This window comes from Leifsonia xyli subsp. cynodontis (assembly GCF_050632205.1).
GTDB lineage: Bacteria > Actinomycetota > Actinomycetes > Actinomycetales > Microbacteriaceae > Leifsonia > Leifsonia xyli_D.
Map to the genome: position 1 here is coordinate 522,054 of NZ_CP192578.1, position 25,963 is coordinate 548,016.

At 70.8% G+C, this 25,963-nt stretch carries 27 protein-coding genes and 5 pseudogenes; 22 read left to right on the top strand and 10 right to left on the bottom strand.

Translation table 11 applies throughout. The annotated features are described in order from the left end of the window. Positions 1-25 precede the first annotated feature (25 nt). The 7 genes and pseudogenes from rhaS (at position 26) to ACQ86M_RS02555 (ending at position 7,457) form a co-directional block, all read left to right on the top strand. On the top strand, positions 26-1,072 hold the full coding sequence (gene rhaS / locus ACQ86M_RS02525; RefSeq protein WP_431220572.1) for a rhamnose ABC transporter substrate-binding protein: 1,047 nt from the start codon (positions 26-28) through the stop codon (positions 1,070-1,072). 81 nt (positions 1,073-1,153) lie between these two features. Further along, a complete protein-coding gene (locus ACQ86M_RS02530; protein ID WP_431246934.1) occupies positions 1,154-1,549 on the top strand; it encodes an L-rhamnose mutarotase in 396 nt (131 codons plus the stop codon). After that, entirely contained in the window at positions 1,542-2,705 is a 1,164-nt protein-coding gene (gene rhaI, locus ACQ86M_RS02535) for an L-rhamnose isomerase (RefSeq protein WP_431246935.1), read from the top strand. Before ACQ86M_RS02530 ends, rhaI begins: the two co-directional genes overlap by 8 nt. Beyond that, positions 2,705-4,740, top strand: a pseudogene (locus ACQ86M_RS02540) (bifunctional aldolase/short-chain dehydrogenase). The gene rhaI and the pseudogene ACQ86M_RS02540 overlap by 1 nt, the downstream one beginning before the upstream one ends. 13 nt (positions 4,741-4,753) lie before the next feature. After that, a complete protein-coding gene (locus tag ACQ86M_RS02545; RefSeq protein WP_431246936.1) occupies positions 4,754-4,924 on the top strand; it encodes a hypothetical protein in 171 nt (56 codons plus the stop codon). 74 nt (positions 4,925-4,998) lie between these two features. After that, positions 4,999-6,188 (top strand): annotated as a pseudogene (locus ACQ86M_RS02550) (rhamnulokinase). Positions 6,189-6,199: 11 nt separating this feature from the next. Next, positions 6,200-7,457 (top strand): annotated as a pseudogene (locus ACQ86M_RS02555) (alpha-hydroxy acid oxidase). 532 nt (positions 7,458-7,989) lie between these two features. Here ACQ86M_RS02555 and ACQ86M_RS02560 read toward each other — a convergent pair. Further along, on the bottom strand, positions 7,990-8,283 hold the full coding sequence (locus tag ACQ86M_RS02560) for a hypothetical protein (RefSeq protein WP_431246937.1): 294 nt from the start codon (positions 8,281-8,283) through the stop codon (positions 7,990-7,992). A 102-nt stretch (positions 8,284-8,385) separates the two neighbouring features. Here ACQ86M_RS02560 and ACQ86M_RS02565 point away from each other — a divergent pair, with 102 nt between their 5' ends. From ACQ86M_RS02565 to ACQ86M_RS02575, 3 genes are read left to right on the top strand one after another with little or no spacing between them, the layout of a single operon-like run. Next, on the top strand, positions 8,386-8,865 hold the full coding sequence (locus tag ACQ86M_RS02565) for a MarR family winged helix-turn-helix transcriptional regulator (protein ID WP_431246938.1): 480 nt from the start codon (positions 8,386-8,388) through the stop codon (positions 8,863-8,865). A 29-nt stretch (positions 8,866-8,894) separates the two neighbouring features. After that, on the top strand, positions 8,895-9,527 hold the full coding sequence (locus tag ACQ86M_RS02570) for an NADPH-dependent F420 reductase (RefSeq protein WP_431247844.1): 633 nt from the start codon (positions 8,895-8,897) through the stop codon (positions 9,525-9,527). A gap of 49 nt (positions 9,528-9,576) precedes the next feature. Then, complete coding sequence (locus ACQ86M_RS02575; RefSeq protein ID WP_431246939.1) at positions 9,577-10,623, top strand: LLM class flavin-dependent oxidoreductase; 1,047 nt, start codon at positions 9,577-9,579, stop codon at positions 10,621-10,623. 25 nt (positions 10,624-10,648) lie between these two features. Here the strand turns inward: ACQ86M_RS02575 and treS are convergent. From treS to ACQ86M_RS02590, 3 genes and pseudogenes are all read right to left on the bottom strand, one after another. Further along, positions 10,649-12,930, bottom strand: a pseudogene (gene treS / locus ACQ86M_RS02580) (maltose alpha-D-glucosyltransferase). Between the two features lie 40 nt (positions 12,931-12,970). Then, on the bottom strand, positions 12,971-13,387 hold the full coding sequence (locus ACQ86M_RS02585; protein ID WP_431246940.1) for a Rho termination factor N-terminal domain-containing protein: 417 nt from the start codon (positions 13,385-13,387) through the stop codon (positions 12,971-12,973). A 118-nt stretch (positions 13,388-13,505) separates the two neighbouring features. Beyond that, complete coding sequence (locus tag ACQ86M_RS02590) at positions 13,506-14,147, bottom strand: NAD(P)-dependent oxidoreductase (protein ID WP_431220581.1); 642 nt, start codon at positions 14,145-14,147, stop codon at positions 13,506-13,508. A gap of 161 nt (positions 14,148-14,308) precedes the next feature. Between ACQ86M_RS02590 and nhaA the strand changes: the two genes are divergently transcribed. The 3 genes from nhaA to ACQ86M_RS02605 are packed head-to-tail and all read left to right on the top strand — an operon-like array spanning position 14,309 to position 16,840. Then, positions 14,309-16,015 carry a Na+/H+ antiporter NhaA gene (gene nhaA / locus ACQ86M_RS02595; protein WP_431246941.1) on the top strand — a complete coding sequence of 569 codons (1,707 nt, stop codon included), beginning with the start codon at positions 14,309-14,311 and terminating at the stop codon, positions 16,013-16,015. After that, on the top strand, positions 15,961-16,206 hold the full coding sequence (locus ACQ86M_RS02600) for a DsbA family protein (RefSeq protein WP_431247845.1): 246 nt from the start codon (positions 15,961-15,963) through the stop codon (positions 16,204-16,206). The genes nhaA and ACQ86M_RS02600 overlap by 55 nt, the downstream gene beginning before the upstream one ends. 40 nt (positions 16,207-16,246) lie before the next feature. Continuing rightward, positions 16,247-16,840: a YdeI/OmpD-associated family protein gene (locus ACQ86M_RS02605; protein ID WP_431220583.1), complete on the top strand. Its 594-nt coding sequence runs from the start codon at positions 16,247-16,249 to the stop codon at positions 16,838-16,840. Positions 16,841-16,844: 4 nt separating this feature from the next. Here ACQ86M_RS02605 and ACQ86M_RS02610 read toward each other — a convergent pair whose 3' ends face one another. After that, complete coding sequence (locus tag ACQ86M_RS02610) at positions 16,845-17,555, bottom strand: hypothetical protein (protein WP_431246942.1); 711 nt, start codon at positions 17,553-17,555, stop codon at positions 16,845-16,847. Position 17,556: 1 nt separating this feature from the next. Further along, positions 17,557-17,709: a hypothetical protein gene (locus tag ACQ86M_RS02615; protein ID WP_431220585.1), complete on the bottom strand. Its 153-nt coding sequence runs from the start codon at positions 17,707-17,709 to the stop codon at positions 17,557-17,559. 51 nt (positions 17,710-17,760) lie between these two features. Here ACQ86M_RS02615 and ACQ86M_RS02620 point away from each other — a divergent pair, with 51 nt between their 5' ends. Continuing rightward, positions 17,761-18,081 (top strand): hypothetical protein, encoded by a 321-nt coding sequence (locus ACQ86M_RS02620; protein WP_431246943.1) that lies wholly within the window; start codon positions 17,761-17,763, stop codon positions 18,079-18,081. A 70-nt stretch (positions 18,082-18,151) separates the two neighbouring features. Here ACQ86M_RS02620 and ACQ86M_RS02625 read toward each other — a convergent pair whose 3' ends face one another. Continuing rightward, positions 18,152-19,627, bottom strand: a complete 1,476-nt coding sequence (locus ACQ86M_RS02625) for an MFS transporter (RefSeq protein ID WP_431246944.1) — start codon at positions 19,625-19,627, stop codon at positions 18,152-18,154. 69 nt (positions 19,628-19,696) lie between these two features. On the opposite strand from ACQ86M_RS02625, the gene ACQ86M_RS02630 reads away from it, so the two are divergent. The 5 genes and pseudogenes from ACQ86M_RS02630 (at position 19,697) to ACQ86M_RS02650 (ending at position 21,767) form a co-directional block, all read left to right on the top strand. Then, positions 19,697-20,212 carry an SDR family NAD(P)-dependent oxidoreductase gene (locus tag ACQ86M_RS02630; protein WP_431246945.1) on the top strand — a complete coding sequence of 172 codons (516 nt, stop codon included), beginning with the start codon at positions 19,697-19,699 and terminating at the stop codon, positions 20,210-20,212. Next, on the top strand, positions 20,179-20,562 hold the full coding sequence (locus ACQ86M_RS02635; RefSeq protein ID WP_431246946.1) for a hypothetical protein: 384 nt from the start codon (positions 20,179-20,181) through the stop codon (positions 20,560-20,562). Before ACQ86M_RS02630 ends, ACQ86M_RS02635 begins: the two co-directional genes overlap by 34 nt. A gap of 158 nt (positions 20,563-20,720) precedes the next feature. Further along, positions 20,721-20,924, top strand: a complete 204-nt coding sequence (locus tag ACQ86M_RS02640; protein WP_431220588.1) for a hypothetical protein — start codon at positions 20,721-20,723, stop codon at positions 20,922-20,924. 166 nt (positions 20,925-21,090) lie between these two features. Next, a pseudogene (locus ACQ86M_RS02645) lies at positions 21,091-21,258 on the top strand (EAL domain-containing protein); the annotation flags it as partial. Between the two features lie 68 nt (positions 21,259-21,326). Beyond that, positions 21,327-21,767 (top strand): EAL domain-containing protein, encoded by a 441-nt coding sequence (locus tag ACQ86M_RS02650; protein ID WP_431246947.1) that lies wholly within the window; start codon positions 21,327-21,329, stop codon positions 21,765-21,767. 31 nt (positions 21,768-21,798) lie between these two features. Here ACQ86M_RS02650 and ACQ86M_RS02655 read toward each other — a convergent pair whose 3' ends face one another. Further along, positions 21,799-22,056: a hypothetical protein gene (locus ACQ86M_RS02655; protein WP_431220590.1), complete on the bottom strand. Its 258-nt coding sequence runs from the start codon at positions 22,054-22,056 to the stop codon at positions 21,799-21,801. A 182-nt stretch (positions 22,057-22,238) separates the two neighbouring features. Between ACQ86M_RS02655 and ACQ86M_RS02660 the strand changes: the two genes are divergently transcribed. Both ACQ86M_RS02660 and ACQ86M_RS02665 read left to right on the top strand, forming a co-directional pair. Then, positions 22,239-22,619, top strand: coding sequence for a hypothetical protein (locus ACQ86M_RS02660; RefSeq protein ID WP_431246948.1), 381 nt, complete (start codon positions 22,239-22,241; stop codon positions 22,617-22,619). A 10-nt stretch (positions 22,620-22,629) separates the two neighbouring features. After that, the gene (locus ACQ86M_RS02665; protein ID WP_431220592.1) at positions 22,630-22,896 is read left to right on the top strand and encodes a hypothetical protein; all 267 of its coding nucleotides are present in this window, start codon (positions 22,630-22,632) and stop codon (positions 22,894-22,896) included. A 100-nt stretch (positions 22,897-22,996) separates the two neighbouring features. On the opposite strand, the gene ACQ86M_RS02670 is transcribed toward ACQ86M_RS02665, so the two are convergent. Next, positions 22,997-24,169 carry a tetratricopeptide repeat protein gene (locus ACQ86M_RS02670; RefSeq protein WP_431220593.1) on the bottom strand — a complete coding sequence of 391 codons (1,173 nt, stop codon included), beginning with the start codon at positions 24,167-24,169 and terminating at the stop codon, positions 22,997-22,999. Next, entirely contained in the window at positions 24,052-25,554 is a 1,503-nt protein-coding gene (locus ACQ86M_RS02675) for a DUF4062 domain-containing protein (protein WP_431246949.1), read from the bottom strand. The genes ACQ86M_RS02670 and ACQ86M_RS02675 overlap by 118 nt, the downstream gene beginning before the upstream one ends. 126 nt (positions 25,555-25,680) lie before the next feature. Between ACQ86M_RS02675 and ACQ86M_RS02680 the strand changes: the two genes are divergently transcribed. After that, on the top strand, positions 25,681-25,956 hold the full coding sequence (locus ACQ86M_RS02680; RefSeq protein WP_431246950.1) for a hypothetical protein: 276 nt from the start codon (positions 25,681-25,683) through the stop codon (positions 25,954-25,956). Positions 25,957-25,963: the final 7 nt, after the last annotated feature.

Consider the following 25,963-nt stretch of genomic DNA (forward strand, 5'->3'; position numbering starts at 1 on the left):
TCCACCCACCCCGAAAGGAACAACGATGTTGCCCTCCACCTCGCGCCGCACCAAGCGCCTGATCGCCCTCGGCGCCGGCGTCGTCGCCGTCGCCCTCGCCGTCACCGGCTGCTCAAGCGGCTCCGGCGGCTCCGGCTCCGGCTCCGGCTCCGGCGACAAGAACTACAAGATCACCTTCCTGCCGAAGAACCTGGGCAACCCGTACTTCGACACCTCCGACAAGGGCGGCGAGACGGCCGTCACGTCGTTCAAGGGCACCTACAACCAGGTCGGCCCGTCGACCGCGACCGCGGACGCACAGGTCAGCTACATCAACACGCTGACCCAGCAGCAGGTCGGCGCGATCGTGCTCTCGGCCAACGACCCGACCGCGCTCGGCAGCGCGCTGACCCAGGCGAAGTCGGCCGGCGTCAAGATCGTCACCTTCGACTCCGACACCGACGCCAAGTTCCGCGACGTGTTCGTGAACCAGGCCACCGCCGAGGGCATCGCCAAGGTGCAGGTCGACACGATCTCGAAGGAGATCGGGGACAGCGGCGAGGTCGCCATCCTCTCGGCCGCCGCCAACGCCACCAACCAGAACGCCTGGATCGAGCTCATGAAGAAGGACCTCGCGAAGGACCACCCGAACGTGAAGCTCGTCGACACCGTCTACGGCAACGACGACGACCAGACCTCGTTCGACAAGACCGCCGCGCTGCTGCAGACGCACCCGAACCTGAAGGGCATCATCTCGCCCACCACGGTCGGCATCGCGGCCGCAGCACGCTACCTGAGCACCTCGGACGCCAAGGGCAAGGTCAAGCTGACCGGGCTCGGCACGCCGAACCAGATGCGCGAGTACGTCAAGGACGGCACGGTCGACGAGTTCGCTCTCTGGAACCCCGAGGACCTCGGCTACCTGGCCGCCTTCACCGCGAAGGCGCTGATCGACGGCAAGATCACCGGCAAGAAGGGCGAGTCCTTCGAGGCGGGCAAGCTCGGCAAGTTCACCATCGGCGACAACGCCACCGTGCTGCTGGGCGACCCGTTCGTCTTCAACAAGGACAACATCGACAAGTTCAACTTCTGATCTCGTCCTGAACCCCTCGCCCGGCCGGCGCACCCCGGCCGGCCGGGCGACCCTCTCCTGCCTCCTCACGAAAGCGCCGCCATGCAACGAGCCTGCTTCCGCCTCCGCGTCGACCCGGTCCACCTGGACGAGTACCGCGCCCGGCATGCGGCCGTCTGGCCCGAGATGCTCGCGGCGCTCAAGGAGACCGGATGGGACAACTACTCGCTCTTCCTCGCCGACGACGGCTGGCTGATCGGCTACGTCGAGGCGCGGGACGACTACGCATCCATCCAGCGGCGCATGGACCTCACGGAGGTCAACGCGCGCTGGCAGGCCGAGATGAGCCGGCTGTTCGACGGACTGGACGGGGCCGCTCCCGACCGATCCTTCGAGCTCATCCCCGAGATCTTCCACCTGGAGGACCAGCTCGCCGCTGCGTCCGTCCCGGGCTATACTGAAACGATTCATTCACGAAAGGCGCAGGACATTGACTGACTTCCCGTCCATCCGCGATCAGCTCGCGCTGCAGGCGATCGAGCTGCCGAGCTGGGCGTTCGGCAACTCCGGCACCCGCTTCAAGGTGTTCGGCACCCCGGGCACCGCCCGCGACCCGTACGAGAAGATCTCGGACGCGGCGCAGGTGCACAAGCACACCGGGCTCGCGCCGACCGTCGCCCTGCACATCCCGTGGGATCGCGTCGACTCCTACGCCGATCTGGCGAAGCACGCCGAGGACAACGGCGTGGCTCTGGGCACGATCAACTCGAACACGTTCCAGGACGACGACTACAAGTTCGGCTCGGTCACCCACCACGACGACCGCATCCGCCAGAAGGCGATCGACCACCACTTCGAGTGCATCGACGTGATGAACGAGACCGGCTCGCGCGACCTGAAGATCTGGCTGGCCGACGGCACCAACTACCCGGGTCAGGATTCGCTCCGCGCCCGGCAGGACCGCCTCGCGGACTCTCTGCAGAAGATCTACGAGCGGATCGGCGAGGGCCAGCGGCTGGTGCTGGAGTACAAGTTCTTCGAGCCGGCGTTCTATCACACGGATGTTCCGGACTGGGGGACCAGCTACGTGCAGACCGCGGCGCTCGGCGAGCGCGCGTTCGTCTGCCTCGACACGGGCCACCACGCTCCGGGCACCAACATCGAGTTCATCGTGATGCAGCTGTTGCGCCTCGGGAAGCTCGGGAGCTTCGACTTCAACAGCCGCTTCTACGCCGACGACGACCTGATCGTGGGCGCGGCCGACCCGTTCCAGCTCTTCCGCATCGTCTTCGAGGTGATCCGCGGAGGCGGCTACGGCAATCCCGAGGTCGCGTTCATGCTCGACCAGTGCCACAACCTCGAGGCGAAGATCCCGGGCCAGATCCGCTCGGTGCTCAACGTCCAGGAGGCCACCGCCAAGGCGCTGCTCGTGGACACCGAGGCGCTGGATGCGGCGCAGCGCGCGAACGACGTGCTCGCCGCCAACACCGTGTTCATGGATGCGTTCAACACCGACGTGCGCGCCGATCTGGCCGCCTGGCGCGAGTCGCGCGGGCTGCCGGCCGACCCGATGGCCGCGTACAAGGCTGGCGGATACCAGCAGAAGATCGAGACCGAGCGCGTGGGCGGCACCCAGGCCGGATGGGGGGCATGATGACCAACGAGACCGTCGCGGCGCTGATCGCCCGCTCGAACCGCCTCGGGTCGGACCCGAAGAACACCAACTACGCCGGCGGCAACACGTCCGCCAAGGGCACCGAGACCGACCCGGTGACCGGTGAGCCGGTCGAGCTGCTCTGGGTGAAGGGCTCCGGGGAGACCTCGGCACGCTGACGGAGTCCGGCCTCGCCGTGCTCCGCCTCGACCGCCTGCGCGCGCTGCAGAACGTCTATCCGGGCGTCGAGCGCGAGGACGAGATGGTCGCCGCCTTCGACTACACGCTGCACGGCAAGGGCGGCGCGGCGCCGTCGATCGACACGGCCATGCACGGCCTGGTGGATGCGGCCCACGTCGACCACCTGCACCCCGACTCCGGCATCGCGATCGCGACGGCGGCCGACGGCGAGCGGCTGACGGCCGAGGTCTTCGGCGGTCGCGTCGTGTGGGTGCCGTGGCGGCGTCCCGGTTTCCAGCTGGGCCTCGACATCGCTGCGATCAAGCGGGCGAACCCGGAGGCGATCGGCTGCATCCTCGGCGGTCACGGCATCACGGCCTGGGGTGAGACGAGCGACGAGGCGGAGGCCAACTCGCTGTGGATCATCCAGACCGCGAGCGACTACATCGGCGAGCACGGCCGCCCCGAGCCGTTCGGCGCCCGGATCGCGGCGAACGAGCCGCTGGACCCGGCCGAGCGGCGGGCGAAGGCGGCGGCGCTCGCGCCGACGATCCGCGGGCTCGCCTCGACCGACAAGCCGCAGGTCGGCTCCTTCACCGATGCGGAGGTCGTGCTCGACTTCCTGGCGTCGGAGGAGCACCCGCGCCTGGGCGCGCTGGGCACCTCCTGCCCGGACCACTTCCTGCGCACGAAGGTCAAGCCGCTCATCCTGGACCTGCCGGCCGACGCCTCCATCGAGGACTCGATCGTCCGGCTGAAGGAGCTGCACGAGCAGTACCGGGCCGAGTACACGGCGTACTACGAGAGGTACGCGACCGCCGACTCGCCCGCGATGCGCGGCGCGGACCCGGCGATCGTGCTCATCCCGGGCGTCGGGATGTTCTCCTACGGCAAGGACAAGCAGACCGCGCGGGTGGCGGGTGAGTTTTACATCAACGCCATCAACGTGATGCGCGGCGCCGAGGCGCTGTCGTCCTATGCGCCGATCGACGAGGCCGAGAAGTTCCGGATCGAGTACTGGTCGCTGGAGGAGGCCAAGCTGCAGCGGCTCCCGAAGCCGAAGTCCCACGCCGGGCGCATCGCGCTCGTGACCGGCGCTGCGTCCGGGATCGGCAAGGCCATCGCGACCCGTCTCGCGGCCGAGGGCGCGTGCGTCGTCATCGCCGACCTCGACCTCTCGAAGGCGCAGCAGGCGGCGGCGGAGCTCGGCGGCACGGATGTGGCGATCGGGGTGGCGGCGAACGTCACGAGCGAGTCCGACATCCAGAAGGGCATCCAGGAGGCGCTGCTGCAGTTCGGCGGCCTCGACCTGATCGTCAACAACGCCGGCCTGTCGATCTCGAAGCCGCTGCTGGAGACCACCGAGGCCGACTGGGACCTGCAGCACGACGTGATGGCCAAGGGCTCGTTCCTGGTCTCGAAGGCGGCCGCCAAGGTCCTCATCGAGCAGGGCCTCGGCGGCGACATCGTCTACATCTCGTCCAAGAACTCCGTCTTCGCCGGCCCGAACAACATCGCCTACTCGGCGACCAAGGCCGACCAGGCGCACCAGGTGCGGCTGCTCGCGGCGGAGCTCGGTGACCACGGCGTGAAGGTCAACGGCATCAACCCCGACGGCGTCGTGCGCGGGTCGGGCATCTTCGCCGGCGGCTGGGGCGCCAAGCGTGCCGCGGTCTACGGCGTGCCCGAGGAGGAGCTCGGCACGTACTACGCGCAGCGCACCCTGCTCAAGCGCGAGGTGCTGCCGGAGAACGTGGCCAACGCGGTCGCCGTGCTGACCTCGGCGGACCTGGACCACACCACCGGCCTGCACATCCCGGTCGACGCCGGGGTCGCGGCCGCCTTCCTGCGATGAGCGGGGCCCTCTGATGAGCGGAGTGGTCGGCACCGTCGCGGCGGTCGACCTGGGCGCGACCAGCGGCCGGGTCATGCACGCGCGCGTCGGCGCGGACACGCTGGAGCTGACGGAGGCCGCGCGCTTCCTCAACACGCCCGTGCGGGTGTGGGAGGGGAGCGCGCGGCCCTGCACTGGGACGTGACCGGGCTGTACGCGAGCGTGCTCGACGGCCTGGCGTCCGTGTCCCGGTCGGACCCGGGGCTCGCATCCATCGGGGTGGACTCGTGGGCGGTCGACTACGGCCTTCTGCGCGCCGGCCGGCTGCTCGGAGAGCCGTACCACTACCGCGACGAGCGGACGTCGGCCGGCGTCTCGGCGGTGCATGCGGCGGTCCCTCCGGAGGAGCTGTACCGCGAGGGCGGCCTGCAGTTCCTGCCGTTCAACTCGCTGTACCAGCTGGCCGTGGATGCAGCCGACGGGTCCTTCGACAGCGCCGACCGCTTCCTCCTCGTCCCGGACCTCATCGCCTACTGGCTGACCGGCGCCCAGCATGCCGAACGCACCAACGCCTCCACCACGGGGCTGCTGACCGCTGACGGGGCCTGGAACGACACACTCATCGACCGGCTGGGGCTGCCGCGCGCGGCCTTCGCCCCGCTCGTGGATGCGGGCACGCGGGTCGGCGGTCTGCTGCCGGCGCTGGCGCGCGACCTGCCGTTCGCGGGCCCCGGCCCGGCGGTGACCGCCGTCGGCTCGCACGATACGGCCTCGGCGGTCGTCGCCGTGCCGATGGATGCGTCCCGCGCCGCCTACATCTCGTGCGGCACCTGGGGCCTCGTCGGCGTGGAGCTGTCCGAGCGCGTCGTCTCCGAGGAGGGCCGCGCCGCGAACTTCACCAACGAGGGCGGGGTGGATGGGCGCATCCGGTACCTGCACAACGTCATGGGGCTGTGGCTGCTCAGCGAGTCCATCCGCGAGTGGCAGCGGCGCGGCCTCCACGTCGACCTTGCCGGGCTGCTGGCGGAGGCGGCCGAGCTGCCGCGTCCCACCGAGGTGTTCGACGCCGACGACCCGCGCTTCTTGGCGCCGGGCGACCTGCCATCGCGCATCGCGGAGTGGTTCGAGGAGCGCGGACTACGCGCTCCGGCGTCTCCCGCCGGCCTCGTGCGCGTCATCGTCGAGAGCCTCGCCGCCGCGTTCGCGGCGACCGTGCGCACCGCCGCCGGGCTGACCGGAGTGCCGGTGGAGGCCATCCACATCGTCGGCGGGGAGCGCGCAACGCGCTGCTCTGCCAGGCGACCGCCGACCGCAGCGGACTGCCCGTGCTCGCCGGCCCCGTCGAGGCCACGGCGATCGGCAACGTCCTCGTGCAGGCGCGAGCCGCCGGCCTCCTCACCGGCGACCTGGAGACGCTCCGCGCCCTGGTCGCCCGCACCACCCAGATCGTCCGTTACGACCCCCGTTAGGATCCTCATCCATGGTTGACCGTCAGTTTCCCCGTCCGGCTGAGTTGCTGGAGTTGATGCAGTTCAAGAAGCCGGAGCTGGATCTGAAGAAGCGCAGGTTGGAGTCGGCGCTGACGATCGAGGATCTGGCGCGGATCGCTCGCCGTCGGACGCCTCGGGCGGCGTTCGATTACACGGAGGGTGCCGCGGAGGGGAGTTGTCGTTGGCCAGGGCTCGGCAGGCGTTCCAGGATGTGGAGTTCCATCCGTCGATCCTGCGGGATGTGTCGACGGTGGATACGTCGTGTGAGATCTGGGGTGGCCCGTCGGCGTTGCCGTTCGGGATCGCCCCGACCGGGTTCACCCGGTTGATGCAGACCGAGGGGAGACCGCGGGGGCTGGGGCGGCGGGGGCGGCGGGCATCCCGTTCACCCTGTCCACGTTGGGGACGACGTCGATCGAGGGGGTGAAGGCGGCGAACCCGCACGGGCGGAACTGGTTCCAGTTGTATGTGATGCGGCAGAAGGAGATCAGCTACGCCCTGGTGGAACGGGCGGCCGCTGCGGGGTTCGACACCCTGTTCTTCACGGTGGACACCCCGGTGGCGGGGGCGCGGTTGCGGGACAAGAGGAACGGGTTCTCCATCCCACCGCAGCTGACCCTGGGGACGATTCTGAACGCGATCCCCAGGCCGTGGTGGTGGTATGACTTCCTGACCACCCCGAAGCTGGAGTTCGCGTCGCTGTCCGCGACCGGCGGCACCGTCGGCGACCTGCTGAACGCGGCGATGGACCCCTCGATCGACTACGACGACCTCGCGGAGATCCGGGCGCTGTGGCCGGGGAAGCTGGTGATCAAGGGGGTGCAGAACGTTGAGGACGCGCGCCGCCTGGTCGACCACGGGGTGGATGGAATCGTGCTCTCCAACCACGGCGGCCGGCAGTTGGACCGGGCGCCGATCCCGTTCCACCTCCTCCCCTCCGTGGCCCGCGAGGTCGGCCACCACACCGAGGTCGCGATCGACACCGGCATCATGAACGGCGCCGACATCATCGCCGCGTACGCGTTGGGGGCCAAGTTCACCCTGATCGGGCGGGCGTACCTGTACGGGCTGATGGCCGGCGGGCGGGAAGGGGTGGACCGCACCATTCACATCCTCACCGACCAGCTCGTCCGCACCATGAAACTCCTCCAGGTCCGCTCCCTCGCCGAACTCACCCCCGCCCACGTCACCCAGCTCACCCGCCTCCAACCCCTGCGCCGCACCTACACCGTCCCCACCGACACCTGACACGCCCGCGTGACGCGCGCCCGCGTGACGTGCGCTCGCGGGAAGATTTGCGCCAAATCGCGGTAATCGCCCCGGCATAACCACGATTTGGCACAAAACACCGCGACCCCGACGGATCCGGAACCGTCCCTGTCGGTGAGACATTCGTGACGAATGGTCGTTATGGGCGCCGAATGGCGACCATTCGTCACGAATCCTTCGGCAGCGGAGTGCGCTCGGGACGGGAAGGCACCGACAGGCGACAGATTCGTGACGAATGGTCGCCGTTGGCCCCGCAGAACGTACATTCGTGACGAATCCGCCGATGCGACGTCGGAGAGGGCGGCCGATTGCTCCGGCGGGACGCGGCCGGGAGGGCGAAACGGCGGAGGCCGGGCGGAGATCCGACCGAAGCACGGCGGCCTCCGACCCGGCGGATCGAAGGAGATCGGGCGCCGGAACTCCTTCGAATGGCAGTCCGGCAGGAGAATCGAACGGCAGGCGGCCGAAACTCCGACGCCGGCCGGAGGCGCAGGCGGCCGAAACTCCGACGCTAGCGCGGGGTGTACTCGTAGACGACGGCCGACCAGTGGCCCTCGAGCTCATCCCACGACTCGGGGCCGTGGAAGGCCAGCGCGTACTGCACGTTGAGGAGCGGGCCGAGGACGGCGAGCACGTCCGGCTGGAACGGCGTACCGGGCGGGAAGCCGAGACCGAAGCTGTGGATGATGCTGTCGTCCGCCGCGCGCAGCCACACGCCCCAGCCCTGAGCGACCGGCATGGCGACGACACGGAACACGTGCGCGGGGTCGTAGTCGGCGGGCAGGGCGTCCGGCAGCTCGGTCATGGGGCAACGCTACAAGCCACGGCAGCCGGGAACAATCGGAGCCCCGCCGCAGTTGATTGACATGTCAGCTACTTCAGCCGACGTCGATCGAACGAGGTCCGTATGCCCCAGCCCGAAGCGCCCGAACGCCTCACCGACCGCGAGCTCGCGGTGTGGCGCTCGCTGCTCGACACCACCGCCGAGCTGCGCCGTCTGCTCTCGGCGGAACTGCAGCAGGTGGAACTGTCGCCCGGCGACTACGCCGTGCTGCTCGCCCTCACGGAGGCGCCCGACCGTACCCTTCGCTCCTCCGAGGTCGCGGACGCGATCGACTGGGAGCGCAGCCGGGTCTCGCACCACCTCGGGCGGATGGAGAAGCGCGGGCTGATCGAGCGCACCGACTGTCCGACCGACAACCGCGGCGCCCTCGTGGTCCTCACCGACGACGGCTTCGATGCGATCCGCCGTGCGTCAGGGCCCCACCTGCGCGCCGTCAAGCGTCTTTTCGCCGACGCCCTCCGGCCCCAGCAGATCGACGCCCTCGCCGATGTGCTGGGCAGTATCCGCGAACACCTCGACTCCACGGAAGGACCCCGCCCATGACCACCGGCATCACGTGACCCCGCGTCGCCATCCTCGGCGTCGGTCACGTCGGCTCGGCGCTCGCGCGCATCCTGCTCGACGCCGGATACGACGTGACCGTGGCCGCCTCGGGCGACCCGCAGCGCATCCAGCTGATCGCGTCCGTCGTCATGCCCGGCGCGCGCCCGGCGTGGGCGGCGGATGCTGTGGCCCGCGCGGACGTCGTGATCCTCGCCATCCCGCTGCACCGGTTCTCCGGCCTCGACCGGGGGATGCTCGACGGCAAGCTCGTCATCGACTCGATGAACTACTGGGCGCCGACCGACGGCGTGCAGCCCCTGTTCGAGGATGCGTCGCTCACCAGCAGCGAGATCGTGCAGCGCGAGCTCCCCGGCGCCACCGTCGTGAAGACGTTCAACCACATCGGCTACCACGAGATGGAGGAGGACCGCCGTCCTGCGGGCGACCCGGACCGCCGCGCCCTCGGCGTGGCCTCGGACGACGCAGGCGCCGCCACCCGCGTCGCCGAGCTCATCGACGACATCGGCTACGACGTCGTGCTCCTCCACGGTCTGCGCGACGGCGTCGCGTTCGAGCCCGGCGGCCCGGTCTTCGGCGCGCGCCTCGACGCCGCCGCCTTCCGCGCGGCGGTCGCCGGCGAGCTCGAGCCTGCCGCCGCCTGAACGCCCGACCCCCACATCCACTCGACACACCCGGAAGAACCCCACAAAAATGAACACCGCACCCCACACCTTCCCGCTCACCTTCGGCGTCGACACGTTCGGCGACGTCACCAGCGACCCCGCGGGCGACCCGATCACGCATGCGCAGACCATCCGCGACCTCGTCGGGCACGGCGTCGCCGCGGAGGCCGCCGGCCTCGACTTCTTCGGCATCGGCGAGCACCACACCGACGACATGCCGCTCTCCGCCGCCGACGTGGTGCTGAGCGCGATCGCGGCGCGAACCGAGCGCATCCACCTCGGCTCCGCCGTCACCGTGCTGAGCTCCGACGACCCGGTGCGCGTCTTCCAGCGCTACTCCACCCTCCAGGCGATCTCCGGCGGTCGCGCGGAGGTCATCCTCGGCCGCGGGTCGAGCATCGACTCGTTCCCGCTGTTCGGGTTCGACCTGAACGACTACGAGGAGCTCTTCGAGGAGAAGACCAACCTCTTCGCGCAGCTGCGCGAGGGCGGTCCGGTCACCTGGAACGGCCGCACGCGTGCCGGCCTCCGCGACCAGGATGTGGTCCCGCACCTGGAGGCGCCGCTGCCGACCTGGATCGGCGTGGGCGGCAGCCCCGAGTCGGTCATCCGCACCGCCCACTACGGCTTCTCGCTCATGCTGGCCGTCATCGGCGGCCCGGTCGCGAGGTTCGCCCCGTACGCGGAGCTGTTCCACAAGGCCCTGGAGCAGTTCGGGCGGGAGCCGCAGCCGATCGGACTGCACTCGCCCGGACACGTCGCCGCGACCGACGAGCAGGCGATCGCGGAGTTCTGGCCGCACTACCGGGCGATGATCACCAAGGTGAGCGCCACCCGCGGCTTCGCGATCCCGACCGAGGCGTCGTTCCGCCGCGAGCTCGGCCCCGACGGCAGCCTCTACGTCGGCTCGCCCGAGACCGTCGCCGCGAAGATCGCCGCGAACCTGCCGGTGGTCGGCGCCAACCGGTTCGACCTGAAGTACGGCATCCCCGGCATGACGGACGAGTCGCTGCTCACGGCCATCCGGCTCTACGGCGAGGAGGTCGTGCCGCGCGTGCGCGAACTCCTCGCCTGATGCGCGAGAGCGCCGCGCCCGCCGCTCACTGCTCGGCGGGCGTGCGCTCCAGCACCAGGAAGCGGGCGCCGTACGCGGGAACGCTGACCGGGAAGCTGGCCAGGTCGTCCACGGTCCCCACCTCGCTGCCGTCGGCGGCGTCCGTCACGGTGGCGCGGTGCGGCAGCGCTTCCGAGCGGACCGTCCCGTCCACGGCGGTGTCCGTCATGTTGAGCACGGTGAGCTGCACGATCGGAAGCCCCTGCGCGTCGAGCGTCTCGAGCTCGTGCACCATGACGAGCATCCCGGGATGCGCGACGTCCGGAACGTCCACCTGCCGGGCGGTCGCGATGCCCCAGCGGTTCCGGATGCGCAGCAGCTGACGCAGGCGGCTCGCGAACGAGTCCCGCCGCCGCAGCTGGTCGGGAAGCGTTCCGTAGAGCGACCGTGCGCGGGGCATCCCCGAGGCGGACCGCTCCGCGTCGGGGGCGACGCCCAGCAGGTCGTGCGCTCCGCGCTCCACCCAGCGCGTGTCGCCCTCCGCGATCAGGTCGGCCACCTCGGAGCGCGGGATGGTGAGGGAGCCCAGGAGGTCCCAGCCGGAGAGCGCGAAGACGCCCGGCTGCCAGGCGTTGAACGCCGCGAGCAGCAGGTGCGCATCCCGGATGGCGGGCATGTCGTCGTCCGTGATCGAGTCGAGGGTCGCATGGCCCTGCGTCGCCGCGATCAGCGAGGCCGAGGTGCAGGCGATGCCGTTCGTGGTGAAGACGAGGTTGTAGTCGGCCGCCGGCCGGGTGATCGCCTCCACCAGATCCTGCCGGATGCGCTGGGCCAGCTCACCGCCCGTGATCTCCTCGCCGCGGAACGTGTAGACGTCGTTCTGGTGCAGCGTCGCCCAGTGCACGAGCTCGTAGGTGAGCTCGTCGTGGTTCTGCATGCCGTGCACCAGGCTGACCGGCTCGACGCCCAGCTCCAGCGAGGTGCGCAGGGTGAGGCGCAGGAACTCGGTGTCGCCGGTCGCCAGCGCGTGGTGGTACGCGGGCCGGTTGATGAAGTCGTACGACAGGTCGGCGCCGACGGCGCCGGTGTCGCGGATGTCCTCGACCGTCAGGTTCAGCTCCTGGAAGGTGAACCCGCCGACCTTGCGCACCATGCCCGCGATGATGTGGTTCGCCGCGTGCGACAGGGGTGGCCCTCCGACCAGGCCGGCATCCCCTCGGCGCTCTTCTCGACGCCGAGGAAGCCATTGGCATCCAGCCGCAGTGCGCTCGTGCCGAGGTCGCCGAGCGAGTGCAGGGCGTCGCCGATCACCAGGCGCATGCCCGAGAACGTCGGGTCCAGCCAGTTGACCGAGGGCTGGCCCTCCTTGAAGTAGTGGAGGTAGACCCAGCGCCGCGTGATGCCGTCCACGCCGATCACGGGCGCGGTGACGCTCCAGTTCGTCTCCTTGACGCCCGGCGCGAAGAAGATGACCCGCTGCAGCTCGCCGATGATGTACCCCCGGTCGGCGAGGGATGCCTCGGTCGCCTCGTCGAGGTTCACCGAGTCGCGGCCCTCCGGCACCTCGGGCAGCAGGTGCCACTCGTCGGGCGGGATCTCGACCATGTGGTAGATCCCGGGGTAGTCCTTGTACGCCATCTCGGCGAGCCGGAAGTCGGCGCCCTTGCCGGTGTGACCCGGCACGATGTCGTCGATGACGCTGCCGCCGTGCTCCTCGGCCACATCCGTCACGCGGCGGAAGGTGTCCTCGTCGCCGAAGGCGGGGTCGATCTGCGTGCCGATGCGGTCGAAGTGGCCGTCGACGCTCGGGGTCTCCTGCCAGCCGCGGATGCCGCCCGCGCGCTTCACCGGCCCGGTGTGGACGCCGTTGATGCCGATCCGCTCGAAGGCCGTCCACAGCTCGGGGTCGGCCAGCGCGGAGAGGAACGACTCTCCCGGCCGCGTGATCAGCGAGATCGGGTACGCGGTGAACCAGACGTCGGAGGTGGAGACCGCACGGCGGGCGTCCGGCCGGGCGTACGGGTTGCGCCACATGCTCGGCGAGCCGGAGAGCTGCCGGCTGAGCACGTCCGCATCCTTCAGCATGGATTGGCGCACCAGCCACTCCACGTACGCCGGGTTCTGGCCGTTGGCGGCGCGCGGATCGGAGAAGGAGCGGCGGATGCTGCCCCCGCGCAGGTTCGCCCGCGGCCGCAGCCGCCGGGGACGCGCGGGGTAGAGCTGCTCGTCGTAGGTGATCTCCTCCGGCGGTTGCTCCTCCGTCGTCTCCGGTCCGCCCTCCGTCGGGCTGTCGACCTGCTCGGTCACCTCGCGCGCCTCGTCGTCCACTCGGTCTCCTTCCGTGCCTGTAACCGTAGACCCGTGCGGGTCACTCGCTCAGACGCTCGATCAACTGGCCCTTGCTGAGCCGGGAGGTGTTGCGGAGGCCGCGGCTCCTGGCGACGTCGCGCAGCGCCTGCAACGTCAGGCCGTCGAGCTCGGGGTCGTGCGGCACCGGGGTGGTGACCGAGCCGGCGAACTCCCCGGTCTGCTCCACCTGGTCGTCGCGCACCGACGGGAGGGGAGGGGTGAGGTCCACGGAGGGATCCTCCGTGTCGCCGCCCGGCGCGCGTGCGGCCGCCGTGTCGCGGCCGAGCTCCGCGAGCTCGCGCTCGAGCGCATCCGCCCGCTTCTTGGCCTTCTTCGTGTCGAGCCTCCCGACGGCGGCGCGCGCCTCGGCGACCGCCTCCTCGGCGCGGTTGAGGGCCTTCGCAGCCGCCTTCTCCAGCTTCTTCTGCTTCGCCATGCTCACTCCGTTCCGGTTCGTGGTCCGTCGTGGTCGCGGGCCGCTCGCGGGCGCCGCGCATCCACCCGTTGTGCACGGTGCCACGGGTGGATGGCGGCGGCAAGCGACTCTCGGCGTGTCAGTAGGCGAAGTGGATCTGCGCCCGCCGACGCGACGGCGTCTCGATCTCGTCGACGACGGCCTTCGCGAAGTCCTCTCCGCCGATGAACGACGAGCCGTCCGCGTCGAACAGTGCGACGTCGTCGCCCACGCGGTACTCGCCGCGCGGGTCCTGTGCCGGGGCGTACGAGCCGTAGGCCGCCGCCGGGCTGACGAACACCCAGTCGAGGCCCTCCGGGGCGTTCTGGATGAGGTCCTCCAGCACCGCGTTCAGCTCGCGCGCCTCGTCGGCGAACTCCGGCGGCAGGTCGTCGCCCTCGGCGAACCGCGGGGCGCCCGGCTCCGGGCGCAGCGAGCTGAACCCGCCGATCACGACGAGCCGCGCGCCGGACGCTGCGGCGAGCTCGGCGAGGCGGCTGTAGCGGCGGCCAAGCGTTCCGGCGCTGTCGCCGCGAGGCGAGACCGTGGCGACGATGACGTCCGCGCCGTCCACCGCCTGCTCGGGCTCGTCGGCGGAGCCGGTGACGTAGCGCACGCCGTCGAGGGGCTCGGCCGGCTCGGAGCGGCTGAGCGAGGTGACCCGGTGTCCCCGCGAGGCGGCCTCCGCCGCGATGTGGGAACCGGTGAATCCGGTGCCTCCGATGATCGTGATGTCCGCCATGTGCGTGCCTTCCGCGGGGCGACCGTCGCCCCTCCAGCATCGGCAACCGGCGGTCGGCGCGGATTCTTCCCCTGCCGCGGAGGTGGAGTGTTCGCGGCGGCCGTCGTCGATCGGGACGCGACCGTATGACGGCGGCAGCGACACTCGCTAGAGTTGCGGCCGTGACCACCCCGCTCACCCTCATCCAGCGATCGCCCGACCCGGAGGACGCCGGTCAGTCGCGGGACCGCCGCCCGAGCCTCACCGAGCGGTTCCGTTCGATGGGCCGCAGCCGCATCGGCGCGCTGCTGTTGGTGGCGGCGACCCTCGTGGCGATCGTGTGGGCGAACATCTCGTTCGCGGGGTACCAGCAGTTCTGGGACACCCACCTCACCCTCGGAGTGGGCGACCTCCACCTGGACTTCACCCTCCACGCCCTGGTCAACGACGCGCTGATGGCGATCTTCTTCTTCACCGTCGGCCTGGAGGTGCGGCGGGAGTTCGCCATCGGGGAGCTGACCAGCTGGTCGCGTGCCGTGGTCCCGGTCGTGGCGGCCGTGTTCGGTCTCGCCGTGCCCGCGGTCATCTTCGTGCTGTTCACCCTGGGCACCGGGATGGAGCACGCCTGGGGCGTCGTCATCTCGACCGACACGGCGTTCCTGGTGGGCGCGCTCGCGCTCATCGGCCCGCGAGCGACGGGCCGCCTGCGCGTGTTCCTCCTGGCTCTGGCCGTCGTGGACGACATCGGTGCGCTGACCATCATCGCCCTCGTCTACACCGACCACTTCTCCCCGCTTCCGCTCATCGTGGCGGCCGTCGGCCTCGCCGGTGTCTACTTCACCCGCTACCTGCGGGGCGGTCGTGGGCCGGTCTACGCGACCCTCGCGATCATCGTCTGGCTGGCGTTCCTCGCCTCCGGTGTGCACCCCACGCTCGCGGGTGTGGCGATCGCGCTGCTCGTCCCCGTCTACCGGCCGAACCGCCGGGATGTGGAGCACGCCCTCGACCTCGCGCGGACGTTCCGGCAATCGCCGAACACCGACTACGCCCGCGCCGCCGCGAACAGCCTCCGCGAGTCGATCTCGATCAACGAGCGGCTGCAGTCCGCCTGGGGACCGTACGTCGCCTACGTCGTGCTGCCGCTGTTCGCCCTCGCCAACGCCGGCGTGCGGCTGACCGGCGACATCCTCGTCGGCGCGCTGGTGTCACCGGTCGCCTGGGGTGTGCTGGTCGGCCTGGTGGCGGGCAAGTTCATCGGCATCTTCGGCTCCACGGCGCTGCTGCGGGTGCTGCGGATCGGGGAGTTCGGCCCGGGCCTGACGATCGACCGGCTGGCGGGCGGCGCGGCGCTCTGCGGCATCGGATTCACCATCTCGCTGTTCATCGTCGACCTGGCCATCCCGGGCGAGGAGGCGCAGAACGCGGCCCGGGTCGGCGTGCTCGCCGCGACCGTGGTCGCCTTCCTGCTGGCGACCGTCGTGTTCCGCATCTCCGACGCGCGCCGGCCGAAGGAGGAGGCGGGGCTCACGCTGGTGCGGCCCGTCGACCCCGCGCGCGACCACATCTTCGGCTCGCTGGATGCTCCGTTCGAGATCGTCGAGTACGGCGACTTCCAGTGCGGATTCTGCCTGAAGGCGACCGGCTCGGTCTTCGAGGTGCAGCGCGAACTCGGCGACCGGCTCCGCTACGTCTGGCGGCACGCTCCGCTCACCCGCTTCCACCCGAACGCGCTGGCGGCGGCGGAGGCGTCGGAGGCCGCTGCCCGGCAGGGAGGTTCTTCGAGTTCGAGCGCAGCCTGTTCGCCGACCAGGAGCACCAGCTGCCCTCCGACATCCTGCGCCGGGCGGAGGAGCTCGGGCTCGACCTCGACCGGTTCGAGGCCGACCTGAGCGCCCCAGAGGTCGCCGCACGCGTGCGTGACGACATGCTGGATGCGGAGGCCATGGACATCACCGCCGTCCCGACCTTCTTCATCAACGGCCGCCGCCACGTCGGACCGTACGACGCGCAGTCCCTGATCCGCGCGATGCAGGCCGCCGAGGGGCTCCCGGCCGACCCGTCGGGCCCCGCGAACCCGTAGGTCCCATCCGTTCGTCGGTGGTCGGCCCTAGGCTCGCGGCATGGCAGATGTCGCAGCACCTTCCGATGAGCTCCTCGTGGTCGCCGACCAGGCGGCCTGGCGTGCCTGGCTCGACGAGAACGAGACCACGTCAGACGGCGTCTGGCTGATGCTGGCGAAGAAGGGCACGACCGAGCCGACCAGCCTGACGTATCAGGAGGCGATGATCGAGGCGCTGTGCAGCGGGTGGATCGACGGCCAGCGCCGGTCGCGCGATGACGCGACGTTCGTGCAGCGCTACACGCCGAGGCGCAAGACGTCGCTCTGGTCCGAGCGCAACATCGGCATCGTGGCGACGCTGATCGCCGAGGGCCGGATGCGCCCGGCCGGGTACGCCGAGATCGAGCGCGCCAAGGCGGACGGCCGGTGGGACCGCGCCTACGCCAGCCCGGCGAACGCCGAGGTGCCTGACGACCTCGCGGCCGCGCTCGCCGCATCCCCTCGGGCGAACGAGACGTTCCAGACGCTGAGCGGCCAGAACCGCTACTCCGTCCTCCACCGCATCATCACCGCTCCGAGCGCCACGAGCCGCGCCAACCGGCTCGAGAAGCTCGTCGGCATGCTGGAGCGCGGCGAGACGCCGCACCCTCAGTGAGGGCCTATCTCGTGGTGAGGCCGCGCAGGCCGGCGGTCGTCGAGCCGAAGTCGACGTGGATGTGCGTGCAATAGTCGGCGAAGCGCGTGATGTTGCTCAGCGGGGGCATCCAGTACGCCCCGCAGCCGTCGCTGTTCGCGGCCTGGCCGGCCCGTGATCCGGGCGGCATGAAGGAGTCGAGGAACGGCAGCAGGATGTTCGTCGTCGACTCGTTGCCCCGGGTGCGGCGGGTGCCGATGTAGGTGATGTCCATCGCGTTGGGGGCGCCGGGCGGTGTGCAGTGGCGCGAGGTCGGGTTGCTCGCGCAGGTCGCGACGCCGTCGTTGGCGCAGTGCCGGTTGAGGTCGCTGACCTGGACCGAGCCGAAGTTGCGGATGATGATGACCAGCGTCTGCAGTGTCCGCAGATCGATGTTGCACTGCGGCGTCTGCGAGATCGTGCCGTTGGCGATCGGCTGGATCTCGGCCGGGATGATGTCGCGCTCCGCCCACTCGATGATGAGGGCGCCGTTGTTGTAGTACTCCATCAGCTTCTGCGCGGCGGCCTGTGGCGTGCTCGGAACGTTGACGCAGGTCTCGACGCAGGTGCTCTCGGCGGGCTGCGAGAGCGCGGCCTGAGCGGCGGGCGGTGCACCCGCGGCCGAGAAGGCGCCAGCGACGAGCGTCACGACGAGGACCAGGGCGACGCGCAGTGCGGTTCGGCGGGGCGAGCGCATGTCAGTCCTGGCTCACCGTGACGCCGGCGAGGGTGAAGCAGTCCTGGGCGACCGCGCTCGAGTACTCGACCGTGGTCTGCGAACCCGCACCCGTGTTCGGATCGATCGGGTGCGTACGGATGAACTCCAGCTTGGTCGCGAGCGGCTGCCACACCGCATCGCCTGCCGCGGCCTGTGCGGCGAGGGAGCGGCCGCCGAGACGCTGGTGGCGGCGAATCCGTCGGCGATCGCCTCGCAGGCCTGCACGGCGAGAGCTTTCGCGGCGGCCGGGTCTGACGGAGGTGCGGGCGAGGCCGGCGTCGCGGTCGGGCTGGGCGTCGGCGTCGCCATCGGGGTGGCGGTCGGTGTGGACGTCGCGGCCGGGACATCGGTGGCGGCGCCGGCATCCATCCCCGTCGCCTTATGGGCGCAGCCGGTGAGTGCGGCGGCGAGCACCGCCGCACCGGCGATGAAGCGGAGAGCGATCGGCGCGCGAGCGCGCGGCAGCTGCGAGACCATCGGAAACCCCATCCCCGAACGGGCGTGAATACATGCATAGGGTACGGTCCGGCTGCGGGGCGACCCGGGAGGACGCGCCCGCGGGGGTGAACCGGTCGTCACACCCCGCGCTTGCCCTCCCGGTGCCGTACCCGCAGATCGACCAGCCCGACCACGAGGGCGACGCCGAGCAGTGCCAGGGTGACGAGGTAGCCGCTGCGCACGGCGTCGTGATACTGCGCGACCGGATGCGTCCCTCCTCCCGGGACCGTCGCGAAGAACACCGCGGTGACGAGCGCGACGCCCACGGCCGTTCCGACCCGCTGTCCGAGCTGGGCGACCGAGCCCGCCGCGCTGCCCTCCTCGGGCGGGACCTCCGACAGCGTCAGCGTCTGGTTCGGCGAGATCACCAGGCCGCCGCCGATGCCTCCGACGAGAGTGGATCCGGCCATCAGCCACTCCGCGGCGGAGGGCGGGGCGAGCGTCGCGGAGGCGAGCAGTGCGCCGATCCCGACGATGACGATCACCAGCCCGAGCACCACGAGTCCGCGGCCGAAGCGCTGCACCAGCCGGCCGCCGACGAAGGCCGAGACCGCCGCACCGAGCGCGAACGGGACGCTCACCAGACCGGCCGCGAGGGGCTGGGCGTGCAACCCCTCCTGCAGGAACAGCGTGGTCACCAGGAAGCTGGCCGGCAGGCCGGCGAAGTAGACGGCGGCGATCAGGATGCCGTTGCGGTACGAGGCGAGCCGGAACAGCTCCAGGTGCACGATCGGCGACAGTCCGCGCCGGCGGTAGGCCCGCTCCCAGAGCAGGAAGGCGGCGCCGGCCGCCACGAAAGCGATCAGCCACAGCCAGCGCAGCGGGTCGTCGGTGGAGGACCCGGTGGTGAGCAGGAAGGGCAGCATGAGCCCGAGCACGGCCACGGCGAGCAGCCCGAGCCCGACCGGGTCCAGCTCCGTGCCCCCGGGGCCGGGGTCCTGTGTCTTCTGCAGGGAGCGCAGCGCGAAGAAGAGGGCGATCGCGCCGCACGGCACGTTGAACCAGAACAGCAGCCGCCAGCCTTCTTCGGCTCCGCCCAGCGCGATCAGGGTGCCGGCGAGGCTCGGGCCGATCGCCGTGGCGATGCCGACCATCGCCCCGAAGACGCCGAAGGCGCGGCCCCGCTCCTCGCCCCGGTACAGCTGCTGGATCATCCCGAGCACCTGCGGCATCTGGACTCCCGCGGCCGCACCCTGGAGGAAGCGGGTCGCGGTCAGCCAGACGATGCCCGGTGCCAGAGCGCAGAGGGCGCTCGCGAGGCTGAAGCCGAGGAGCCCGATCACGAACATCGCCTTCCTCGACCGGGTGTCGCCCAGCCGCCCGGAGGGGATCAGCGTGAGCCCGAAGGCGAGCGCGTACCCGGCGACGATGAGCTGCAGCTGGGTGGAGTCGGCATGCAGGGAGCGCTGGATGGACGGAAGCGCGACGTTCACCCCGGAGAGGTCGAGGATGGTCAGCGCCCCGACCGCGATGCAGACCGCGAACGCGGGCGTGCGCCCGGGATGCGCGGCGCGAGGGGCGGTCGTCGCGGAGGCGGGGGAGGCGTCGGACACGCCGTCACCGTACGCCGCAATTACCGCAACACGGTTGCGTTATTTAGCGAAACGGTGTTTCATTAACGCATGCAACAGACATGGTTCATCACAGGGTCCTCGCGCGGCTTCGGTCGCGCCCTCGTCGTCGCCGCGCTCCGGGCGGGCGATCGCGTGGCCGCCACGGCGCGCCGCCCCGAGCAGCTGGACGATCTCGTCGCCGAGTACGGCGACCGCATCCTGCCCCTCGCCCTCGACGTCACCGACTCCGCCCGCGCCGGGGCGGCACTCCGCGAGGCGCAGCAGCGGTTCGGCCGGATCGACGTCATCGTCAACAATGCGGGCTACGCCAACGTCTCGCCGATCGAGACGACCGACGACGCGGACTTCCGCACGCAGTTCGAGACCAACTTCTGGGGCGTGTACAACGTCAGCAAGGCCGCGATCCCGTTGCTGCGGGCGCAGGGCGGCGGCCTGGTCATCCAGTTCTCCTCGGTGGGGGACGTGTCGGCGGCTCGCCCGGCATCGCGTCGTACCAGGCCGCGAAGTTCGCGATCGACGGGTTCAGCCGCGTGCTGCGGTCCGAGACGGCGCCGTTCGGTGTGAAGGTGCTGCTGGTCGAGCCGAGCGGGTTCCGCACCGACTGGGCCGGCTCGTCGATGGAGGTCCGCGAGATCCCCGAGGGCTACGAGGAGACGGTCGGCGCCATGAACAGGCGGGTGCGGCAGAGCGGCGAGGGACCCGCCGGCGATCCGGTGCGCGCGGCCGAGATCCTCGTCGCGGTCGCCAAGCGCCGCGACATCCCGGCCAACCTGCCGCTCGGCGTGAATGCCACCGAGATGAGTGTCGCGCAGGACCGCCGGCTGCTCGCCTCCGACCTCGCGTGGGCGCCCGTCAGCCGCTCGGCGGACGCCGGCCAGCCCTACCCGGCCGAGTTCCCGCCCGACGCGGCCTGACATCCGGCGGAACGCCCCGCCGGGCGCCCGCCGGGCACCGGATGGTGACGATTCGGTTAACACGGCGCGCAGCGTCTGCCGCTGAGCCTGTGCGGTGGCTATGCTCCGGCTACGGGAGGTCATCGGAGTGCCGAGGGTCTCCGGAGGGGGAGCAAGGGATGCAGGGACTGTCATCGGCGGGCGCCTTCGCCGCGGCGATCGCGCTTGCGGCGATCGTGCTGGGGGTCGCGCCGCTCGGAAGCGCCATCGAGCCCGCCGTGCAGGCGGTGGATCTGGTGGTCGCCGGGGTCGCGGGGGCGGCCGCGGCGACCTTCCTCGGAATCGCGGGAGGGGTCCGGCACCGGCGCCGGAGGGCGCGCTAGCGGCAGAAGGGCACTTTCCGCAAGGGGTCGGTCGAAAATTGACAACTGCCGCCCGCCTGGGGACCATCGAAAAGTGACGTTGGTGGACGGGACCCTCGAGGACTTCGCCCGCGATCTGGAGATCGCGCTGGCGCAGCGCCAGGTCATCGCCGCCTATCAGCCCCAGGTGGATGTCGCCGACGGCACCGTCGTCGGCGTGGAGGCCCTCGCGCGCTGGACGCATCCCGCGCGCGGGCCGGTGTCGCCCGAGGTCTTCGTCGACATCGCGCAGCAGACGGGCCTGCTTCCGCTGCTGACGGCGCGCATCATCTCGGACGTGACCGCGGAGTACATCCCGGGCTGCACCATCGATGTGGCCGTGAACGTCTCGGCGACCCAGCTCGAGGATCCTCTCTCTACGACATGTTCGAGGGCGCGTTCGCGACGGGCCGTTGCGACCCGAAGACCCTCACCGTCGAGGTCACCGAGAGCCACAGCATCCTGCACCCGGAGCGGGTCGCGGCGCCGCTCGAGGCGCTCGCCGCCGCGGGGGTCACCATCTCGGTCGACGACTTCGGCACCGGTCACTCCTCCTTCGCCCGGGTCGAGGCCCTGCACGCGCGGGAGCTGAAGCTCGACAAGAGCCTGGTGCAGGCGGACGATCGCGTCCGGGAGGTCGCGCAGATCATCACAGAGGCCCACCGCCGCGGCATCCGCGTCGTGGGCGAGGGAGTGGAGCGGCGCTCACAGCTCGACCGTCTCGCGGCCGCCGGATGCGACCGCGCGCAGGGCTACTGGATCGCGAAGCCCCAGGGCGCTAGGGCCCTGTTCTCCTGGTACCGCAAGCGGCCCTCCGGCTTCTGACCCGGAGTCGAAGCCAGAGGGCGTCGAACTCCTAGAGGGCGTCGAAGGAGTCGATGTCGACGCGGGGCTCCTCGGCACGTGCCGCGGGCGGGTCGACCTCGATCTGCGCCCAGGTGACGGGCATGCCGGGGGAGAAGAGCACATCCACGCCGGGGCCTCCGCGCAGCGGCGGAATGGTGACGTACCCACCGCCCGCGCGCACGGCCTCGAGGATCTTGCCGCGCAGGTCGTCCACCGGATCGGGAAGGAAGTAGTCCTTTCCATCGACCGTGAGGCGGTGAACGATCATGCGAGGTCCTTTCCTTCGGGTGGGATGCGAAAACCTTATCGCGGCGCCACGGTACACCCGTATTCCGGGCGGGTAAGCTCGCAGGGCGGCGACCGAAGCGCCTCCCGAACCGAAAGGCATCCGTGGGTACCCTCCGCTACGACGGCGAGAGCTACGAGCTCGACGACCGCCTCCTCTTCCACATGCAGATCGCGATCAGCACCAAGCTGCGTCGTGGTGAGAACTTCTTCCTCACCTGGCCGGTCCCCGCCGAGCTCGGCAGCGGCCGGCACACCATCTGGGTCGACAACGGCGTCCCCCTGCACATCTTCTTCTCCGGCTCGAAGATCCCGACGCTGAACAAGGACTGGATCGAGGCCATGATCCAGACCGGCAGCCGCGCCTCGGGGATGCTCGTGATCGAGGAGTCCGAGACGCGCACCCCCAGCGATGACGCTGGGCCAGCGGGTGTAGCGGAAAGAATTCCCAAAAGCAAGGCCCCCCGGTTTTCTTGCTTCGGCGCGCGGGTCGTTCGATCATCGGAGAGGATCTTCGAATCGCATCCCATGACGGAAGAGAAGTAAGGAACGAACCATGGCCGAGCAGCTCGCCGACATCATCGACCTCCCCACTGAGTACGTCTCGTGGCACTCGCCGGCGGCGTCGCTCTGGGTGGCATCCACGCCGACCGCCTACGTCGGAATGGTCGACCGGAACCACGACGGTTTCGTCGCCACCGACTGCACCGGGCGCGAGCTCGGTGTCTACGGCTCGCTCGAGTCGGCCCGTGTCGCGGTCTACGGCGCGTGGGTCGCACCGGCTCCGGCCGATGAGCCGGCCGAGCAGGCGCTCATCGCCTGACCTGCAGACCATCCCGGCCGGCGTTTCGGGTGCGCCCTCCGGGATCTGGCGGAACCCCGGCACCGTTCTGGTGCCGGGGTTCCAACGTTAACCGGTGCGTTCAGTTGATGGCGGGCTCCGTCAGCGCCTCGGCGACGGCCTGCTCGACCGTCAGCTCACGGCCCTCAGCGACGGCGGCGGCGAGCCGTCCGGGCGGCGCGGCCGCCGCCAGACGGTCGAGATACCGCTGGTGGAAGGTGAACGTCGGACCGTTGTGCGTTCCCGACCGCTCGCGCAGGGCGTGCGCCGCTCCGGCCAGCCGACCGGCCCGGTCCACGTCCCCGGCCAGCGCGGCGACGGCCGCCAGGCCCTCCAGCCCGTACGCGATCCCCTCGATGTGTCCGAGCGACGTGGAGAGGGTGACGCTGAGGGCGAAGTCCGTGCGGGCGTCCTCGGGCGAGCCGAGCAGCAGGTGCGCCCAGCCCAGGTGGTACGCCGCGATGCGCCCGCCGACCGCATCCCCGCTGCGCTGCGTCAGAGCGAGGGACTCGTCGAAGCGCTCGAAGGCGGCGCGCAGCTGCTGCTGCAGCAGCGCCACCCGGCCGAGCAGCACGAGCGCCATGGCCTCGCCCCAGAGGTCGCCCGTGTCCCGGAACAGTCGCAGGCTGCGCTGCATGACCTCGTCGGCACGCGCGGTGTCCGGCTTCTCACCGGCGAGCAGGGCCAGCGCGAGCGAGATCATCGCCATCGCCTCTCCCGAGCGGTCGTCGCAGCGCCGGAAGATGTCGGCGCTCTCCGCCAGGTCGGCGGCCACGCGACCGTCGGGGTCCTTCCAGAAGCGGATGGTGCGGGTGAAGTAGAGCGCGATCGCCCGGGTGCGGTCCTGGAGCGTCTCGCCGGACTCGAGGGGCTCGTCCATCCAGGTGCGCACCTCGCCGAGCAGGCCGGTGACCCAGAAGTAGAGGAACAGGTTGAAGGCGAGCTGCGCCGCGCGGTCCCAGTCGCGCGCATCCAGCAAGTACCGCTCGGCGGCGCGGAGGTTGTCGCGCTCGTCGCCCAGCCGCTGCATCCACTCGCGCTGGCCGCCTGCCTTGAGCGGCAGCCGGGCCCGCGCGCCGAGGTCGATGAAGTAGCGCGCGTGCGCGTCGCGGGCGCTGTCGAGTTCGCCGTCCGTCGTCAGCTGCTCGCGGGCGTACTCGCGGACGATGGCCTGCATGGTGAACCGGGGCCGGTCGTCGCTGTCGTGCTGCGAGACCAGGCTGGAGTCGACCAGGACGGCGAGGTCGGTGAGCACGTCGGCGCCGTCGCCGTCCGCGCCGAGCGACTCCGCCGCTTCGAGGGTGAAGCCGCCCTCGAAGACGCCCAGGCGCGACAGCAGCCGGCGCTGCTCGGGAGCGAGCAGCTGCGTGCTCCACTCGATCGTCCGGCGGATGGTCTGCTGCCGTTCCGGCAGGTCGCGCGAGCCGCCGACGAGCACCGAGAGGCGGCGGTCGAGCCGGTCGAGCAGCTCGGCGGGGAGAGCACCCGGATTCGCGCGGCCGCGAGCTCGATGGCCAGCGGGGCGCCGTCGAGCGCCGCGCAGACCCGGGACACCGCGCCGGCGTTCTCCGGCGTGATCTCGAAGTCGGGTTTGACCGCGTGCGCCCGCTCCACGAACAGGCTGACCGACGAGTCCTCCGCGAGCGGTCCGACCTCGTAGCTCTGCTCGGCGCTCACCCGCAGCAGGGAGCGGCTGGTCACCAGCATCGACACGCCGGGGGCGGCGGCGAGCAGGTCGGTCAGCAGCAGGGCCGCATCCAGCACCTGCTCGAAGTTGTCGAGCACGAGCAGGATGCGGCGGTCGCGGAGCGCCGTGACCAGGTTGTCCAGGATGGGCGCGTCGCCCGTGTCGCGCACGCCGAGCGCCTGAGCGATCCGGTTGGGCACCCGCTGCGGGTCGTGCACGGCGGAGAGGTCGACGAAGACGGCCCCGTCGTCGAACTCCTGCGCTGCGGCCCGGGCGGCCGCGATCGCCAGGCGGCTCTTGCCGATGCCGCCCGGCCCGGCCAGCGTGACCAGGCGCCTGCCGCTCTCGAGCCGCTGCACGATGGCGGCGATGTCGTCGTCTCGGCCGACCAGCCCGGTCAACGGCACGGGCAGGCGGACCGGCTCGACGACGCGGTCGGCGTCGCTCGCCACGTCCGCCGTGATGAGCGCACGGCTCTGGTCGAATCGCTCAGCCAGCAGCGTCGCGAGGTCGTTCTCGATGAGCCGGGCCAGCTCCTTCGGCGTCTCGAAGTACTTGTAGGCGGCGCGGTCGTCGTCGCGGATGCGCGCGAGCAGGGTGGCGAGCCGGGGCTCGCGCGCGTGGGCCGGGCTCTTCACGTAGAGCAGGCGCGGGAGGTCGGGCGGGCAGAGGTTGTACTCGTCCTCGAGTCCGGAGACCTCCTCGTCCGGTGCGACCCAGCCGTAGCGCTCCCAGTAGAGCCCGAGGAACACGTCGCTCTGGTCGAGGTAGGCGCGGTACAGCTCGCGCGGCGGATGCGGTCGTGCGCCGAGTTCGAACATCACCGGGGCGAGATGGAGGCGCTCGATGGCGGTCCGTGCGGCGCGGCGCTCGGCGGCGAGCTCCTGCAGCGTGGATGACACGAAGATGCGGAGCCGCTGGTCCGGCGTCCGGATCACGTGAGGGCTGCTCATGTTACGTCATTGTGTTGGGTCGCTGAGCAAATGTACAGAGGGCGATCTCTGCGCCGCCCTTAGCACCTTCAGCCGCGGATGCGCAAGGCTCTTCATCCGCTTCCCGGGCCGAGGTTAGCTAGGCATGTGAAAGAAGTTGCGTGGTACGTCCTGGGATTCTCCATCGCCGTGTGCGCGCTGGCGGGTGGACTCCTCCTGGCACCCGACGCGGGAGACTCCGCCGAGGGCACGGGCGGGCTGCTCCAGCACCTGACCCCGACCGAATGGGCCGACCTCGTCGTGGCGCTCGTCTTCGCAGCGATCGCCTTCGTCAGCGGCAGCTACCTGTCGGCACGTGCGGCCGCCGAGGCGGACGATGCGAGCGTGACGGTGGAGCTCCTCACCGCGGAGACCGCGCGCTGAGCCCCAC

Excerpts from the sequence above, each read along its gene's own strand:
- ACQ86M_RS02665 (WP_431220592.1), top strand. The coding sequence starts at position 22,630 with ATGGCCGAGCAGCTCGCCGACATCATCGACCTCCCCACTGAGTACGTC.
- ACQ86M_RS02655 (WP_431220590.1), bottom strand. The coding sequence starts at position 22,056 with ATGATCGTTCACCGCCTCACGGTCGATGGAAAGGACTACTTCCTTCCC.
- ACQ86M_RS02650 (WP_431246947.1), top strand. The coding sequence starts at position 21,327 with ATGTTCGAGGGCGCGTTCGCGACGGGCCGTTGCGACCCGAAGACCCTC.
- ACQ86M_RS02640 (WP_431220588.1), top strand. The coding sequence starts at position 20,721 with ATGCAGGGACTGTCATCGGCGGGCGCCTTCGCCGCGGCGATCGCGCTT.
- ACQ86M_RS02630 (WP_431246945.1), top strand. The coding sequence starts at position 19,697 with ATGCAACAGACATGGTTCATCACAGGGTCCTCGCGCGGCTTCGGTCGC.
- rhaS (WP_431220572.1), top strand. The coding sequence starts at position 26 with ATGTTGCCCTCCACCTCGCGCCGCACCAAGCGCCTGATCGCCCTCGGC.
- ACQ86M_RS02565 (WP_431246938.1), top strand. The coding sequence starts at position 8,386 with ATGCCCCAGCCCGAAGCGCCCGAACGCCTCACCGACCGCGAGCTCGCG.
- ACQ86M_RS02560 (WP_431246937.1), bottom strand. The coding sequence starts at position 8,283 with ATGACCGAGCTGCCGGACGCCCTGCCCGCCGACTACGACCCCGCGCAC.
- ACQ86M_RS02575 (WP_431246939.1), top strand. The coding sequence starts at position 9,577 with ATGAACACCGCACCCCACACCTTCCCGCTCACCTTCGGCGTCGACACG.
- ACQ86M_RS02660 (WP_431246948.1), top strand. The coding sequence starts at position 22,239 with ATGCAGATCGCGATCAGCACCAAGCTGCGTCGTGGTGAGAACTTCTTC.
- ACQ86M_RS02605 (WP_431220583.1), top strand. The coding sequence starts at position 16,247 with ATGGCAGATGTCGCAGCACCTTCCGATGAGCTCCTCGTGGTCGCCGAC.
- ACQ86M_RS02545 (WP_431246936.1), top strand. The coding sequence starts at position 4,754 with ATGAGCGGAGTGGTCGGCACCGTCGCGGCGGTCGACCTGGGCGCGACC.
- ACQ86M_RS02585 (WP_431246940.1), bottom strand. The coding sequence starts at position 13,387 with ATGGCGAAGCAGAAGAAGCTGGAGAAGGCGGCTGCGAAGGCCCTCAAC.
- ACQ86M_RS02590 (WP_431220581.1), bottom strand. The coding sequence starts at position 14,147 with ATGGCGGACATCACGATCATCGGAGGCACCGGATTCACCGGTTCCCAC.
- ACQ86M_RS02530 (WP_431246934.1), top strand. The coding sequence starts at position 1,154 with ATGCAACGAGCCTGCTTCCGCCTCCGCGTCGACCCGGTCCACCTGGAC.
- ACQ86M_RS02610 (WP_431246942.1), bottom strand. The coding sequence starts at position 17,555 with ATGCGCTCGCCCCGCCGAACCGCACTGCGCGTCGCCCTGGTCCTCGTC.
- ACQ86M_RS02675 (WP_431246949.1), bottom strand. The coding sequence starts at position 25,554 with ATGAGCAGCCCTCACGTGATCCGGACGCCGGACCAGCGGCTCCGCATC.